At 40.8% G+C, this 15,679-nt stretch carries 15 protein-coding genes; 6 read left to right on the forward strand and 9 right to left on the reverse strand.

The features are described 5' to 3' along the window. Complete coding sequence (locus PLZ15_11270; GenBank protein HOI30324.1) at positions 1-1,374, reverse strand: sigma-54 dependent transcriptional regulator; 1,374 nt, start codon at positions 1,372-1,374, stop codon at positions 1-3. Between the two features lie 11 nt (positions 1,375-1,385). Next, on the reverse strand, positions 1,386-2,885 hold the full coding sequence (locus tag PLZ15_11275; GenBank protein ID HOI30325.1) for a PAS domain S-box protein: 1,500 nt from the start codon (positions 2,883-2,885) through the stop codon (positions 1,386-1,388). A gap of 226 nt (positions 2,886-3,111) precedes the next feature. Between PLZ15_11275 and PLZ15_11280 the strand changes: the two genes are divergently transcribed. Beyond that, the gene (locus PLZ15_11280; protein HOI30326.1) at positions 3,112-4,704 is read left to right on the forward strand and encodes a DUF4139 domain-containing protein; all 1,593 of its coding nucleotides are present in this window, start codon (positions 3,112-3,114) and stop codon (positions 4,702-4,704) included. 38 nt (positions 4,705-4,742) lie between these two features. Here PLZ15_11280 and PLZ15_11285 read toward each other — a convergent pair whose 3' ends face one another. The 7 genes from PLZ15_11285 to PLZ15_11315 are packed head-to-tail and all read right to left on the reverse strand — an operon-like array spanning position 4,743 to position 10,999. Next, positions 4,743-5,558 carry a sterol desaturase family protein gene (locus PLZ15_11285; protein ID HOI30327.1) on the reverse strand — a complete coding sequence of 272 codons (816 nt, stop codon included), beginning with the start codon at positions 5,556-5,558 and terminating at the stop codon, positions 4,743-4,745. Next, entirely contained in the window at positions 5,558-6,451 is an 894-nt protein-coding gene (locus PLZ15_11290; GenBank protein HOI30328.1) for an N-acetylneuraminate synthase family protein, read from the reverse strand. The genes PLZ15_11285 and PLZ15_11290 overlap by 1 nt, the downstream gene beginning before the upstream one ends. Continuing rightward, complete coding sequence (locus tag PLZ15_11295) at positions 6,451-6,987, reverse strand: HAD-IIIA family hydrolase (GenBank protein HOI30329.1); 537 nt, start codon at positions 6,985-6,987, stop codon at positions 6,451-6,453. Before PLZ15_11295 ends, PLZ15_11290 begins: the two co-directional genes overlap by 1 nt. A 51-nt stretch (positions 6,988-7,038) precedes the next feature. Beyond that, a complete protein-coding gene (locus tag PLZ15_11300; GenBank protein ID HOI30330.1) occupies positions 7,039-7,842 on the reverse strand; it encodes an SDR family oxidoreductase in 804 nt (267 codons plus the stop codon). A gap of 34 nt (positions 7,843-7,876) precedes the next feature. Beyond that, on the reverse strand, positions 7,877-9,214 hold the full coding sequence (locus PLZ15_11305) for an aminotransferase class III-fold pyridoxal phosphate-dependent enzyme (protein ID HOI30331.1): 1,338 nt from the start codon (positions 9,212-9,214) through the stop codon (positions 7,877-7,879). A 4-nt stretch (positions 9,215-9,218) separates the two neighbouring features. Further along, complete coding sequence (locus PLZ15_11310) at positions 9,219-10,037, reverse strand: glycosyltransferase family protein (protein HOI30332.1); 819 nt, start codon at positions 10,035-10,037, stop codon at positions 9,219-9,221. Continuing rightward, positions 10,037-10,999, reverse strand: a complete 963-nt coding sequence (locus PLZ15_11315; GenBank protein ID HOI30333.1) for a CDP-glycerol glycerophosphotransferase family protein — start codon at positions 10,997-10,999, stop codon at positions 10,037-10,039. Before PLZ15_11315 ends, PLZ15_11310 begins: the two co-directional genes overlap by 1 nt. Before the next feature lie 483 nt (positions 11,000-11,482). On the opposite strand from PLZ15_11315, the gene rsxC reads away from it, so the two are divergent. From rsxC to PLZ15_11340, 5 genes are all read left to right on the forward strand, one after another. After that, positions 11,483-12,820 carry an electron transport complex subunit RsxC gene (rsxC, locus tag PLZ15_11320; GenBank protein ID HOI30334.1) on the forward strand — a complete coding sequence of 446 codons (1,338 nt, stop codon included), beginning with the start codon at positions 11,483-11,485 and terminating at the stop codon, positions 12,818-12,820. A gap of 68 nt (positions 12,821-12,888) precedes the next feature. Next, the gene (locus PLZ15_11325; protein ID HOI30335.1) at positions 12,889-13,854 is read left to right on the forward strand and encodes an RnfABCDGE type electron transport complex subunit D; all 966 of its coding nucleotides are present in this window, start codon (positions 12,889-12,891) and stop codon (positions 13,852-13,854) included. Continuing rightward, positions 13,851-14,414 (forward strand): FMN-binding protein, encoded by a 564-nt coding sequence (locus PLZ15_11330; protein ID HOI30336.1) that lies wholly within the window; start codon positions 13,851-13,853, stop codon positions 14,412-14,414. The genes PLZ15_11325 and PLZ15_11330 overlap by 4 nt, the downstream gene beginning before the upstream one ends. Next, positions 14,411-15,091: an electron transport complex subunit E gene (locus PLZ15_11335; protein HOI30337.1), complete on the forward strand. Its 681-nt coding sequence runs from the start codon at positions 14,411-14,413 to the stop codon at positions 15,089-15,091. Before PLZ15_11330 ends, PLZ15_11335 begins: the two co-directional genes overlap by 4 nt. Before the next feature lies 1 nt (position 15,092). Further along, on the forward strand, positions 15,093-15,665 hold the full coding sequence (locus tag PLZ15_11340; protein ID HOI30338.1) for an electron transport complex protein RnfA: 573 nt from the start codon (positions 15,093-15,095) through the stop codon (positions 15,663-15,665). Positions 15,666-15,679 lie beyond the last annotated feature (14 nt).

The raw sequence follows: 15,679 nt of genomic DNA on the forward strand, positions 1-15,679 counted from the left end.
CTAGAATTCCTCATCTTTTGGTGACTTGGTTGGAATATCAAGTTCATCCATTTTTCTGTAGAGAGAGGAGAGACCAATTTCCAGTGCTTTGGATGCCTCCTCTTTATTGTAATCGAATTTCTTGATAGTCTTAAGAATATGTTCCCGTTCAAAATTCCGCAGGGCTTCCTTTAAAGAATCAGGATAACCGGCATCGAGAGAGTCCTTTCTGAAATAATCCGCAAGCTCATTAATGGTAAGATGATCCCTGTTGCAGAATATGATTGCTCTTTCAATTACATTCTCAAGTTCACGTACGCCTCCGCGCCAGTCGTGCGCTATCAATGCTTTCATAGTTTCGTTATCGGCACCTATAATCTTCTTGCCCATTTCGTTGCTGTATCTTTCGATAAAATGATTAATGAGAAGCGGAATATCCTCCTTCCTTTCGTTTAGTGTTGGAAGTTTAATCTCAACAACATTAAGCCGGTAAAATAGATCTTCTCTGAATTCACCGGATTTGGTTCTTTCAAATAGATTCTGGTTTGTTGCCGCTATTATTCTAACGTCTGTGCTAACAGGCTTCGTTCCGCCGACCGGAAAAAATTCCCTGTCTTCAATAGCGCGTAAGAGTTTTACCTGCATATTCAATGGAAGATCTGCAATTTCATCCAGGAAGAGTGTGCCTCCGTCGGCAACTTTAAATAATCCCTGTTTATCATCGGCCGCACCGGTAAATGCGCCCTTCTTATGTCCGAACAATTCACTTTCAATCAGATTTTCCGAAATAGCTCCGCAATTGATCGGTAAAAAGATTCTCTCTTTTCTTTTGCTGTTGAAATGAATTGCCTTGGCAACAAGTTCTTTTCCCGTTCCGCTTTTTCCCTGTATTAGAACATTGCTGTTTGTTGGTGCTACCTGAGAAATTATATCGAATACTTTTTTCATAGATTCGCTTTTACCGATAAGATTTGTAAATCCTGCATCGGAAGAGATTTTTTGGCGAAGAAATTTATTTTCGGCTGCAAGTTTCTTAAAATCGATCAGCTTTTTTATTCTAAGAATTACATCGTCGAACTCAATCGGTTTTATCAGGTAATCGTATGCGCCCTGTCTTAAAGCGTCAATTGCCGTCTTAACCGAAGCATAGGCCGTCATAATTATAAAGAAGGTATCTGGAGCTGTTTTAGAAGTCGATTCCAGCAATTGAATTCCATCCACCTTTGGCATTTTAATGTCAGTAATTACAATATCGAAATTATCCGATTGAATTTTCTGAAGCGCTTCCTCTCCGTCGCCTGCAACTTCGGTTGAGTATCCTTCCTCGTCGAGTACCAGTTTTAAGGAATCCCTGATCGGCTTTTCATCGTCTGCAATCAAAATTTTTACAGCCATTTTATCTCCAGTTAATTTAATTCGGTTGGTAATAGAATTGTAAATGTACTTCCGTAATTAATCCTGCTGTCCACTTTAATCTCGCCGTTAAACCGCTTTATTATTCCGTAACTTACCGATAATCCCAGTCCGGTCCCTTTTCCGACTTCTTTTGTAGTGAAAAAAGGATCGAATATTTTCTCGATGATTGCCCGATCCATACCGCAGCCATCGTCGGAAATCTCGACGAAAATATTTTTGGAATCGAAACCTGATTTCACTGTAATGGTCCCACTTCCGTCTGTAGCATCGATAGCATTAATCAGAATATTAACGAACACCTGCAGAAGCTGATCGGCTGCAACGTTTACTTTGGGAAGCCCTGATTTAATCTCAGTTACAAAGTTAACTTTACGCACACGTTTATCATACTTAACTATTCCGAGCGCGGTTTTTATAATGTCAGTTATATCCTGAACGGCAAGTTCATAGCTGGGAGGTCGCGAAAAGTCAACCAGCTCTCTTACTATCCGGGTGATTCTGTCAATATTCTCCTTAATATTTACAAGCTGCTCGGTGATGAAAGGATCCTGACTTTTCCTCTGAAGTATTTGAACAAGTGATGAAATGGAAGCGAGGGGATTACCGATCTCATGGGCAACTCCGGCAGCCAGTTGTCCGATTACTGCGAGTTTTTCCGACTGATCGATCTGCGCCTGAAGCTTTTTGTACTCTGTGAAGTCTTCGATAATAATCAGCCGCCCGGCATATTCACCATTACTGCTCGGCAATTTCGATACGCTTAACTTAACACTTACTATGCGTCCGTCTTTTGTCCGTCTGTCAGTTTCAAAGTACCTCGCACCGTGGGATAATTTCGATTCCTCTCTTATTCTGTTTAACTCCTCAATGTACTTTTCACCGTCAGGCAATAAAAAGTAAGATGGTTTCCCGATCATTTCCTCAGCTGAATAACCGAAAATTCTTTCCGCTCCCTTATTCCACGAAATAAATTTTTCGCTGCTGTCTACAATCATTATTGCCGAGTCGGATACATGAAGAATGTTTTCAAGATACTCCTGGTTGAGCTCAAGTCGGGATGCAAGCCGGTCACGATCTTTTTCCAGCTCCTTCATTTTTGTCTCCTGATGGAGCATTCCGTACCGCGCAAATATCTGCTCTATAATTCCGTCTAAATAACCGAGTACAATAACCGGGTCGAACTGACCAGTATCCTCTTTCTCAATTTCGTTCAATAGAGAGAATCTCCCCTGACTGAATAGCTCGCTTATTTCAATCAGATTCAAATTGGATTTCGAGAAAAGGGTATAGATATCTATGAGATATTGATCAGCGGCCTGGTAATCGTTTCCTTCAATGACATCAACAAGAGTGTTGATGCTGCTTTCAACAAATGTACGTATTTGAGTTTCAGAAAGTTTGCTGCTGAAAACGCGAGTAACTTTCGAACTCCAGCTTTCAACAAGTGAATTGAAGTACTTCTTTAAAAAATCAATCAGTAGTTTTTTCATTGAATTATTTTCTGCAGGAAAAATCTGAAACAATCGGGTTAGTTATAAGATCTTAACTTTAGATTAATTTGAACAAATACGGAGCAAAAATAACGAAACAGGCCCTTATTTGAAAGGAATAAGACCGGAATCAAATGCCCCAAATCCTTCTGGAACCGCCGGTTTTGATTTATGTATAAGAAAATGTTAATTAACCGGAGTCAATAAATACCTTAATGAGGTTAATATGAAATACAGGATATTTTTAATCGTGTTTATTCTTTTTGGAAGCAGCCTTCTTGCTTTGCCCGGTAATGAAGTTAAAATGGATCTGACCGGCGTAAAAGTATTCTTAACCGGGGCCGAAATTCAGCATTTTGCAAAATATAAAGTTGATAAAGGTGTAACTGAGATTGTCTTAAAGGGTTTGGCATCCGGTATCAACCGTAACAGTATAAATCTCTCGGCCAAAGGGGATGCGGTTATTATCTCGGTTGTCCAAAGATTTGATTATTTGAAGCCCGCCGAGCAGAATCCTGTAGTAAAAGCTCTTGAAGATTCTCTCGAAACTCTCAATCAGAAATTATATTTAAAACAGGGTGAGTTGGATGTTCTGAAATATGAAATCGAACTCCTGATGGCTAATAAAGAAATCGGCACTGATAGCAAAGGAGTGACCGTGACCGATCTTCAGAAAATTTCGGAATATTTCAGAAAACGTTTTACGGAAATTAAATCAAGTCAGCTCTCTATTATGAATCAGTCGAAAAAGATTGAGAAAGAGGTCGATAGAATAAAAAAACAGCTTGCGGAACTGAATGCAAGATTAAACAGACCTGAAAACGAACTGATTGTAACCGTTTCCGCTAAGAGTTCAACACAACTTGATCTGACACTGACGTATCTGGTAAATGAAGCAGGATGGCAGCCTGTTTACGATATCAGAGTGGATAATTTGAACGGACCCGTCAATTTTAATTATAAGGCTAATGTCTGGCAGAGAAGCGGTGTTGACTGGAACGACGTTAACATAATTCTATCAACAAGAAATCCGGTTCAGAATAATGCAAAGCCGGAACTCTATCCCTGGTTTATTGATTTTCAGCAGGCTGCATTATATAAAGACCGTGTAGGAGCGGCCCAGAAAAGCCTGGCTGCAGCACCTGTTGCTATGTCTTCCGAAATACAAATGGCTGAATCGATGGCCGATTATATTTCGGTTGATCAGAAACAGCTTTCCGTTGAATTCAATCCATCTCTGAAATATTCTGTCCCTTCCGACGGCAAGCCTTACACAGTTGCGATTAGAGATTATTCTGTCTCCGCGAGATATACTTATTACGCGGCACCGAAGCTGGATGACAATGCTTTTCTTGTGGCATATCTAACAGACTGGAACAATCTTAATCTGCTGCCAGGTACAGCAAATATCTATTTCGAGAATTCATTTGTCGGCGAATCTTTTATCGATCCGTTTACTTCCGAAGATTCACTTAAGATTTCACTCGGACGCGATCAGAGTATTACAGTAAAAAGAGAAGTTATGAAAGATTTTACTGAGGATAAATTTCTAAGCAGCGACGTTGAAAGATTTTTTGGCTTTGAAATTGTAGTGAGAAATAATAAAAATATACCTGTAAAAATTCTAATTGAAGACCAGGTACCTATTTCTAAAAACGAGGAAATAGAAGTCAAATTGATCGATTCTTCATGGGGGAAATATACAGTTAAAGATGGAAAGATCGGCTGGGATATCAATATAGAAGGATCCAAATCTTTAACTAAGAAACTTGTTTACTCAGTAAGATATCCTAACGGGCAGAAAATTCAGGGATTGTAAAATCCAAGCCGCTGAAGAGATCTTCAGCGGCATTAAATTCAATTTTTCTTAAAACTCCTGAACGCGAATAAGAACTGCTTCAAATAATTATTCGGGAAAAAGGTTTTAAGTCCGTACTCCTCAGCTTTTTCATCCGGCAGAAATGCTGAGCCGAAAAGCCAGTCCCACACAGCTAACTTGGTAGCAAAGTTCCTGTTCCTGCCTTTGCCGGTAGTATGATGGATCCTGTGCATCTCGGGTCCGTTTATTATCCACTGAAGTCTTCCTGTTTTCACATTGATATTCGAATGGATATACATCCCCCAGATCGCACTAATAACACCTTTATATGCGGCAACTTCGGGAGGCGAACCCAAAAGCACAATCGGGAGAAATTCCACGGTCTGATTAATCAGAATTTCGACTGCATGAGATCTTGAGCCGGATAACCAATCAACTTTCTTTGGCGAATGATGAGCCTCGTGAATGCGCCAGAGAAATTTATTTCTGTGCTGCCAGCGGTGCATCCAGTAGATATAAAGATCGTGTGTGATAGTAAAAAATACAAGCTGGATCCAGATTGGTATATGCGAAAATAATTGGAGCCGCGATATCCCCGTTGCGCTATCGATCGACCTGATTACATAGACAAAAATTATAATGCCGAGAATATAACTTTGTGCTATTGTATAAAGCGCAAAATCGTCAAAGAATCCCTCGCGCAAAATCTTTTGACCTTTGTTATATGGGAAAATTCTTTCGAGAATTATAAACAATATTGCCGCACCCGCAATAATGGAGTAAGAGATAATTTCAAACGGTTCAAGATTATTTATAAAGTCCTTTATGAAATCGAACATCCCGGCGGAATTCATTACTTGGTCAACTCCATATTTACTCTTCTCAGTTTCTGCAGATTTTTACGTTCGCTCTCGTATACTTTTTTTATTCCGTCTCCCAGAGATTTTTCCACGTCGCGGATATCTTTAACCAGTCTGTTTAAGCCGACAATTTCAACCGATGCAGCTTGATCGGTTCCCCACATTGCGCGGTCGAGTGTTATGTGGCGTTCTACGAATGACGCACCCAATGCAACTGCAGCAAGCGTGGGAGCTAATCCGGTTTCATGTCCCGAATAGCCGACTGGTATACAAGGAAATTTTTCTTTGTAGGTCCGGATAACATTCAGGTTCAATTCATTAACCGGGCATGGATAAGTTGAAGTTGACTGTGCTATCATAAGATTTTCGGTACCGAGTATTTTTACAGCTTCTTCAATTTCCTCCAATGTGGACATCCCAGTCGATAGCATTATCGGTTTTCCGGAAGATCTGATTTTTTTAAGCAGGGAATGATCGGTTAAGGAAGCTGACGCAAGTTTATACATTATAGGATCGAATTTTTCGAGGAACAGGAATGCTTCCTCGTCCCATGGCGATGCGAACCAGTCGATTCCATGATGCCTGCAATACTCGTTGATCTCATTGTACTGATCAAAATCAAATTCAACCTTGTGGCGGTACTCAATGTACGACATCCTGCCCCAGGGAGTTTCTCTTTCAACTGTCCATTGATTTTTCGGAACACATAATTCGGGAGTTCTTTTTTGAAATTTAACAGCATCGCAACCTGCCGCGGCAGCACCGTCGATCATCTTTTGTGCAAGGGCAATTGAACCGTTATGATTAATTCCGATTTCGGCGATGATATAGACCGGTTCACCATCGCCTATAAAACGGTTCCCCACCTTTACTCTGGCACATTTCATCAATTTTTCCTTCCCTTATTAATTAATTTTGCATCAATTATTAATTCTGCAAAATCTCTCACAGCCCCGTTGCCGCCTTTATTCTTTACAATAAGATCGGCGACTTCTTTAGCGAATTCTGTGGCATCACCCGGACATGCTGCAAGTCCGACCAGCTTCATAATTTCAACATCATTTGTATCATCACCCATAAAAGCGACCTGATCGGCACGGAGATTTTTTCTTTTAAGGATTTCCGGCAGAATTTCTTCTTTTTTCATCACACCCAGATGTAATTCGGTAATTTTCAATTTGCGCGCGCGGCTCGAAACAATTTTAGTATCCTCTCTGGTAACAATTCCCGTTTCAACATCTGCAATTCTTCTCAGACGTTCTATTCCCATTCCGTCGCGAATGGAAAATCTTTTAAATTCTTCCCCGTCAGATGAATAATAAACGCCGGTGTCTGTCATTACTCCGTCAACATCCAGAAGAAGCAATTTAATTTTAGATGCTCTTTCAGAAATTTCCTTGCGGGATAATTTTTTCTTTTTCATTTCGATAAATCCTTATAAGCACTTAAATGGAAACTGCAAATATAATTTGTTTTACCAGCATGTCCAGCCGCCGTCTATTATAAGATTGGAGCCGGTCATGTATGAGGATGCATCGCTTGCCAGAAAAATGAGAGCTCCTTTATAGTCTGTTGGCTGTGCCATTCTTCCGAGAGGTGTTTTTGCTGAATATCTGGAGATGAAAAATTCATCCTGTGAGTTTTCCACTCCACCCGGAGAAAGAGTATTCACTCTTACACCGGAGCTTCCCCAATAACTTGCCAGGAATCTTGTAAACATTATTACTGCGCCTTTTGTAGCCGAATATGCCGGTGGTTTATAGAAGGATTGTGTTCCATCCACTTTTTTGTATAGAGACTGATCCGGCGCGGTGATACCGTAAGTAGATGCTATGTTTATTATGCTGCCGGATTTCTGCTTGGCCATTTCGCTTCCGAGGATCTGCGAGCATAAAAATACCCCGGTCAGATTAACGTCAATCGATTTCTGCCAGAGTTCGAGCGGATAATTTTCGAATTTGGACTGTTCGCTGGCTGCTTTCGGATTCTCGAACATATCATTAATTGCTGCATTGTTTACGAGAATATCGATATGATTGAATTTTGTAAGTGCTACATCTCTCAACTTTTTAATTGAATCCGGATTTGTGACGTCAAGGTAACAACCGATCGATTCAGTTTGAAGCGAAGAAGCAAACTTAGCGCATTGGCTTACTTCGAGATCTGCAACAATAACATTTGCGCCGGCTTCGCTTAAAGCTTTGCAATGCTCTTTGCCAATCAATCCGAGAGCGCCTGTAACTACTGCCGTCCTTCCGTTTAATCTGAATAAGTCCATTTAACTCTCTTATTTACTCTGAAAAATAACCATTTCAGTTTTTCTTCAACGGCTTGATATTAAAATTATCTGTCTTACGGAATACGGGCTGAACCGGTTCGCCGCGCAGCAATTCTTTTAATCTGTTCTGTTCAACGGCACGTTTTAAAATTACAAGAGATTCTTCAAGAGCTTTCAAAGTATAGTCGACATCATTATCACTATGCGAAAAGGACATATTGTGGAATCCCTGCCATAATACTCCCCGTTTAATCATCTCCTGCTGCATCAGCGATTTTTGAATAAGAGGATCTCCGGCTTTTTCGTCGAATGTTGCCATCGATCGCCAGTTATATCCGATAGCTCTCGTAAAATCGATGCCGAGCTTCTGTGCAATTGAGTTGTAGCCGTTCTTAAGTTTAGCTCCCTGTTTATCCAGGAATAAAGGAACATTCCTTTCTCTCAATTCTTCAATAGTAGCTTTCGCCGCTGCGAGAGAGAGAGCTTCTCCTCCGAATGTAGTATAGAAGAAAATATCCTCATCAGCAAGTTTCATTATTTCTTTCTTACCGGCAAGTATTGAAATAGGCATTCCATTGGCAACCGCCTTGGAATATGTAGCAAGGTCGGGAACAATTCCAAAATATTCCTGGGCGCCGCCGAGGGCCATTCTGAATCCTGTCCACATTTCGTCAAAAATAAGAATAACATTTTTTTCTTTACACAGATCGGCAAGCTTGTGAAGAAAATTATCTTTCGGTTCCTGAAATACCACCGGTTCCAGAATAACTGCTGCTACATCATTGTCTATCGAGTTTTTAACCGAATCGATGTCGTTGTAATTGAACGTATAAGAAATTGCCTGAACAGCTTCCGGAATGCCGAGATTGCGTGCTGTAACTGCTATATACCAGTCATGCCAGCCGTGATATCCGCAGCACAGGATTTTGTTTTTGCCGGTAAAAGCTCTGGAAAGACGGACGGCAGCACTCGTTGCATCGGCCCCGGTTTTGGAATAGCGAACTGCTTCTGCATTTGGAATAACATCACGTATCATTTCTGCTACTTCCACTTCAAGAGGGTGCATCATCGAAAATGTAATACCGTCTTCAAGCTGCTTTTTAATTGCGTCGTCAACTTTAGGATATGAATAGCCGAGCGAGAGAGGCCCGACGCCCATCATGTAATCGATGTATTCATTCCCGTCCGCATCCCATACATGAGAACCTTTTCCTTTAACCAGATATTTAGGCGCAACGCCGTTTATCCATTGCGAAGGGCCTTTTGCAAGCGTTTGAGTAACCGAGGGAATGAGTCCGAGAGCGCGGTTATAAAGTTTGTTTGAATTTTCGATCGATGGGAAATCGTTTGTAAGATTAATTTTGTTCGCCATTTAATTATTCCGTTCGATTATCTGAAGTATTCTGTTTCTTCTTTTTGTATTCGTCGATGTTATTAAGCTGATCCAGATGTTTATCGTACCAGTATGTGCCCGCAAATTTATGATTGATTTCAACTATTTCAGGTCTCTTCTCTATTAGTTTCAATATGTCGTTCAGTCCGAAATCCGGTTTGGCCGGGTACAGCTCTTCAAAAACTTTTGTGATGAAACGGTAATCCTCCTCGTAGTCTATTGTAAATCTTAAGGTTGAAGAAAGATCGAGGCCGGTTTCCCACTCAACATTACCTATTGTAAAAGAGTCCTTATGTTCCCACAGGAAGGGCGTAGTATGTTCCCGTTCGAAATCCTTTTCTGCATCTCTCCATGCATGCTCGAGAGCCTGGAATGAAAATATTTCAACATCGTTACCGTCGGGATACGTGGCGGGATGAAGGTTGCTCACGTAATCGTATTCTTCATTATCTACATATACTTTTATAACACGGTCTATAATGTGCGGATCTATTAGAGGACAATCCGAAGGAATTTTTACGACTGCATCAGCATCATATTTTTTTGCCACCTGATAATGACGGTCGAGCAGATCGGTCAAATGCCCGCGGAAGCAGTCGATATTATTTTCTCTACATACTTCTTCGATTCTGTCGTCCTCGCTGCTGGTGGAAGTTGCTATGACCAACTGGCCGATTAATCCTGCTCTATTAACCCGTTCAATCATCCTTAGTAAAAGCGGCTTGCCTATTATCGGTAGAAGGACTTTTCCCGGAAGTCTGGATGAAGAAATCCTTGCCTGAATTACAGTTACTATGTTCATTATACGGTCCTGATACTATACTTCTCTATAATCTCACTTATAGATGTTCCGGGTGAGTTAAGAAGATGGAGGCCGATCCCGGCAATTCTTTCGGCCGAAGTACCGTTATTCTGAATTGGTAATAATCTTTTCAATTCTTCCAGATTGAAGTAGGAGTGAACTTCTTTGCCGAGTATTATTCCCACAAAAGCAGTTGATGAGTATTTAGTTATAAGCACGTCAGAATTAGCTATCATTGCGTTAGTGTTGCCGGATGAATAAACGAGTGCGCCCGGTGCGAATTTATTTATCTCTCTTGTGGCTCTGTCTATTTTTTCGTTGGGGTGAAGTTTGAAGATCAGTTGTTTCCCGTTTGCAATTCTGACACAGTCCTTAATAAACTTTTTTCGGTTCTCAAACTTAAAGGTTTCCCTGGCGTCGGATGTGCAAACGAGTACAAAATTATTATGCTCGAAATTGTTTGTGAAATACTGTTTCAGGTTGTCGAAATTCGGAATTCCGGTAACAACAATTTTATCCGGAGATACACCTTTACGTTTAATAAAGAAATCTTTGTAACCTTCAGAGGCCACACAGAAAAGATCGTAAAGGTTCGACATTCCCATCGTAGCTGTACTCGCAAGCCATCGGTATAATCCGAAGTATTTAATCAGGTAGAACATAAGGTTTTCCGGGTCGGTCATTCCTTCCTGCACAAGAATTACTTTTTTATCCCTGATATTTTTTGGATAGATAAGGTCCGCGCAAGTGTAGACAAGATCGTAATTATGCTTAACTCCGCGGTAATCTATTTCGAGGTTGTTGTCTCGAAGATACTTTTCTGTATTCCTTCTGAATGGCCCGTTGAGTATTGAGAAATTTCCATATCCTTTTCCAACAAGGTAGTTAATCCATCCGTCGGCATAATAAGGTGTGAAGAAGCAATCATAATCCTTCAGAAAACCCGATATCTGATGCATCATCGAAGTCTGATTAAGAGATCCGCAAATAAATAAGATTTTTCCCCGGGACATTGTCTGGTTTTGTTCTTTTGTTTAGCAAAGTTAACAAAAAAAAATCCTCTAAACTTCAATTGATAAGAAAATGAGGATTAAATAATTGTTAAGAAAAACAATAAAGTCGATTCATTTTTCCGGATTGAAAACTTTGAAATGGTTAGGAGTGAATTGTAATTATAATTTAACTCTAAAATGGAGATATACTTACTCATGAACTAAAAGAATTAAATTAAGTTATGAGAACAAACTATCCGCTAATTCTCAAAAAACCATATTATTTTTCAATTTTGATAAGTTCACTTAATAAAAGGAGTGCACGAGAATTTAATAGCCCTGTTTCTTTGATTTTTCCCCTCTGAATTTTATCCAGGCACCAATATTTTTCCCTCTCTATTGGCATAATTTATGTCCTTGTCTATCTGTTAATTTTTGAAAAATGAGCAGAGAATGATTTCAACCAATAACGGAAAAACTTTTAAAGGCGGCGTCCATCCGGCTGGACATAAATCTCTAACTGAGAATTTACCGTTTGAAACTATGCCTAATCCCAAACAGATTATACTTCCATTGTCCCAGCATCTTGGAAAGCCGGCACTACCTCTTGTTAAAAAAGGATCCGAAGTTAAAGCAGGTGAAACTGTTGCAGAGCAGGATGGATTTATTTCATCACCTCTTCACAGCCCGGTATCCGGAAAAGTTACAAAGATTTCGCTTGGGGCTAATGTTTCCGGATTTCCGAAAGATGCAGTAATTATTGAGCCGGCAGAAACAAATCAATTTGAACTTATGAGTCCTCTCGATCCGGAATCAGTTACACCAGAAAATATCCGTGAACGGGTTAAGAATGCAGGAATAGTAGGACAGGGTGGCGCGGCATTCCCAACATATGTTAAACTCTCTCCGCCCAAGGATAAAGCGGTCGATATTGTAATTCTGAACGGATGCGAATGTGAACCGTACCTTACACGCGATTATCGTTATATGATTGAGCGTACCGATGACCTGATATCCGGACTCAAGCTTATTATGAAAGCAATTGGAGTTGAAAGAGGTGCTATTGGTATTGAAGATAATAAACCTGAAGCAGTAAGAAAACTGAAGGATGCCGTAGGTAACTTCCCGGAAATTAAAATTGAAGTGCTGAAAACTAAATACCCGCAGGGTGCAGAGAAGATGCTGATTAAAGCAGTTACAGGACTCGAAGTACCGCCCGGTAAATTACCTTTCGATGTTGGAGCGGTTATTCAAAATATTGGCACTGCCATTGCTGTATATGATGCCGTTGTAAAAGGCGAACCGCAGCTAACGGCAGCTCTTACAGTATCCGGACTGGGAATTGTTAATCCGAAAAATCTGATTGTTCCGGTCGGAACTCCGCTCTCGGATATCCTGGATTATTGCGGCGGAGTTAAAGAAAATGCGGTCAAAGTTGTTGTAGGCGGTCCGATGATGGGAGTAGCACAATATGATTTTTCCGCCCCGGTTATGAAAGCTACGTCGGGAATACTGGTGCTTACGGAAGAAGAAGTAAATAATTATACTGAGACACCGTGCCTTCGATGCGGAAAATGCATAGACGCTTGCCCTCTGAATCTGATTCCTACACGGCTGGCAAGACTTTCCGCTCTCGAAAAATTTGATGAAGCCGAAGACCTTGGAATTACTGTCTGTATGGAATGCGGTACCTGCACCTATACTTGTCCGGCTAATATTCCTATTGTTCAGTGGATCCGCTTTGGCAAACAGAGAGTTATGGCTTTACAAAGAGAAAGGCAATCAGCTTAATGTTTAATCAGTTTTTTTTCGAACAGTTACTCTGTCAATCTAAATGTTGAATAAAAAATAAATGATTAATGGAAACTAATACGGTTAATCCTTCTTACAGACTTGATCTTACAAGTTCACCTCATGTTCACTCGCGATGGTCAACAAAGCAGGCTATGTGGCTTGTAGTTATTGCTTTGATTCCGGCTCTGATCTCGGCCGTTCTTTTTTTCGGACCTTATCAATTGATTGTTGTCGCAACAAGTGTCGCTGCAGCGGTAGCTACCGAATGCTTTATTAAATTGATCCGAAAAAGAAAAATTACTGTTGATGACGGAAGTGCAGTAATAACTGGACTTCTTCTGGGATTGATTCTGCCGCCAAATTTTTCCCTCTCTTCAACGGTGCTCGGTTCTGTTTTTGCTATTGCAATCGGCAAAGAAGTATTCGGCGGTCTGGGATATAATATTTTTAATCCGGCTCTTGCCGGACGCGCTTTTTTACAGGCGGCATTCCCGGTTGCAATTACAACATGGACTGTCCCCCAGTATGCCGTTGATACTGTTTCAAGCGCAACACCTCTGGCTGCATATAAATTCGATAAGGTTTTAACGGGAATTCAACCGATGTTCCTTGGAAATATCGGCGGCTCAATCGGCGAAACATCCGCACTTGCGATTTTAGTGGGAGGTATATTTCTTATTGCCGTCGGGGTAGTTAATTACCGCGTTCCTGCTGCAATGATAATCGGAATGATTCTTTTCGCCGGTCTTCTCTGGGTTATAGATCCGGTCAAGTATCCCGATCCTCTCTTTCAGATTTTTGCAGGCGGATTTTTATTCGGTACGTTTTTCATGGCGACCGATTGGGTTACCTCACCCGTTACTTCAAAGGGGATGTGGGTTTTCGGAATCGGGATTGCATTGCTTGTTGTTGTGATAAGAGTATTCGGCGGATTGCCGGAAGGGGTTATGTATGCAATTCTGATAATGAATTCTGTAGTACCCATAATAAACCGCTATACTTATCCAAGGATTTTCGGGGAGGCGAAATGAAAACAATTATTTATATGATCGCCACATTAACTCTTATCGGAATTATTGCAGGCGGATTGTTATCCGAAGTAAATAATTGGGCGTACCCGCTGATAGTTAAAAACCAGAAAGCCGAAATTGAAAAAGCAATCTTCCTGGTTCAGCCCGAAGGAAAATCCTATGAGGCTATTCAAAATTCAGGACTGGAGATATATAAAGTTTTTGATGAGCAGAAAAATCTGGTCGGATATTCAATGGTTTCTGCCGGAAATGGATTCCAGGGTAAGGTAAAGATTATGGCTGGACTTAATAAAGAGCTAACCGAAATAAAAATGATTGAGATTCTAGAACAAGTTGAAACACCCGGTCTCGGCACAAAGATTACCGAGGATCCTTTCAAGGACCAGTTCAAAGGTCTTCAGACTTCTCCGCAGATCAACTGGATTAAAGGAAAGTCGCCGGAACAACCGAACGAGATTCAAACTATTACAGGCGCTACAATCTCTTCCAAATCGGTTGTATCAATAATAAATTCGGGACTCGGTATAGCCAGAGAATTGAAAGGTAAAGGTGCCTTATGAAAAAAAATAGATCGCTCGGTTATGAATATCTGAAAGGACTTTGGGAAATCAACCCTATATTTAAACAGGTTCTTGGAATGTGTCCTACTCTTGCTGTTACTGTATCTGTAATGAACGGAATTGCGATGGCTCTGGCCACAACGTTTGTTCTGGTCTTTTCGAGTCTGCTAATTTCAATGATAAGGAAATGGATTCCTAACCAGGTTAGAATTGCAGCATATATTGTTATCATAGCAACGTTTGTTACAATCGCCGATCTTGTTATGAAAGCAAAGTTTCCGGAATTGAGCAAAGCACTTGGTCCGTTCGTTCCCCTTATTGTTGTGAATTGTATTATACTCGGACGTGCCGAGGCGTTCGCCTCAAAAAATTCGCCGCTCCGTTCATTTATGGATGCTCTCGGAAATGGAACCGGTTTTTTAATTGCTCTTGTGGTTATGGGAGGAATAAGGGAACTGATAGGATCCCGTACTTTACTCGGTTATACTTTACTGCCGGAAACATTCGAACCCTGGCTGATCATGATTCTACCCGCAGGAGCTTTTCTTACTCTCGGATTGCTTATGGGGCTCGCTAATTTTTATGTTGACCGTAAAAAGAAACTTGAACAACAGGAGCTTATAAGCCGGTACCGGAAATCCTCGCCTGAATCCGGATTAAAAGGGAAGGAGGCATAATATGGATCTGTTGATAATTTTTATTTCGGCTGCAATTGTAAATAATTTTGTGCTCTCACTCTTTCTCGGTATCTGCCCGTTTCTGGGAGTATCTAATAAAACTTCTTCTGCGCTGTCGATGGGGATGGCGGTTACATTTGTAATGGTACTGACTGCTATTGTAAGCTGGGCTTTGTACTTTCTTGTTCTGATACCGTTTAAATTGGAGTTCTTGCAAATCCCCTCATTTATTCTTGTTATTGCATCACTTGTTCAGTTTGTAGAGATGGTAATTAAAAAGGTAAGTCAGCCGTTATACCGGGCGCTAGGAATTTTTCTCCCTTTAATAACCACAAACTGCGCCATCTTAGGTCTTGCACTCCTGCTTTCAATGCGGGAATATTCTTTGATTCAAAGTATTGTTTTCGGTCTTGGCGCCGGTGCTGGTTTTACCCTGGCTCTGTTCATTATGGCCGGCATTAGAGAGGAACTTGAGCTTACCGATGTACCGAAAGCTTTCCGGGGCGTTCCTATTACTTTGATTACGGCGGGAATTCTGGCCCTTGCTTTTATGGGATTTGCAGGCATGATCTGATTCCATTTAATGTA

The sequence above is a fragment of the Melioribacteraceae bacterium genome (genome assembly GCA_035362835.1).
In the GTDB taxonomy this organism is placed as follows: Bacteria; Bacteroidota; Ignavibacteria; order Ignavibacteriales; family Melioribacteraceae; genus DSXH01.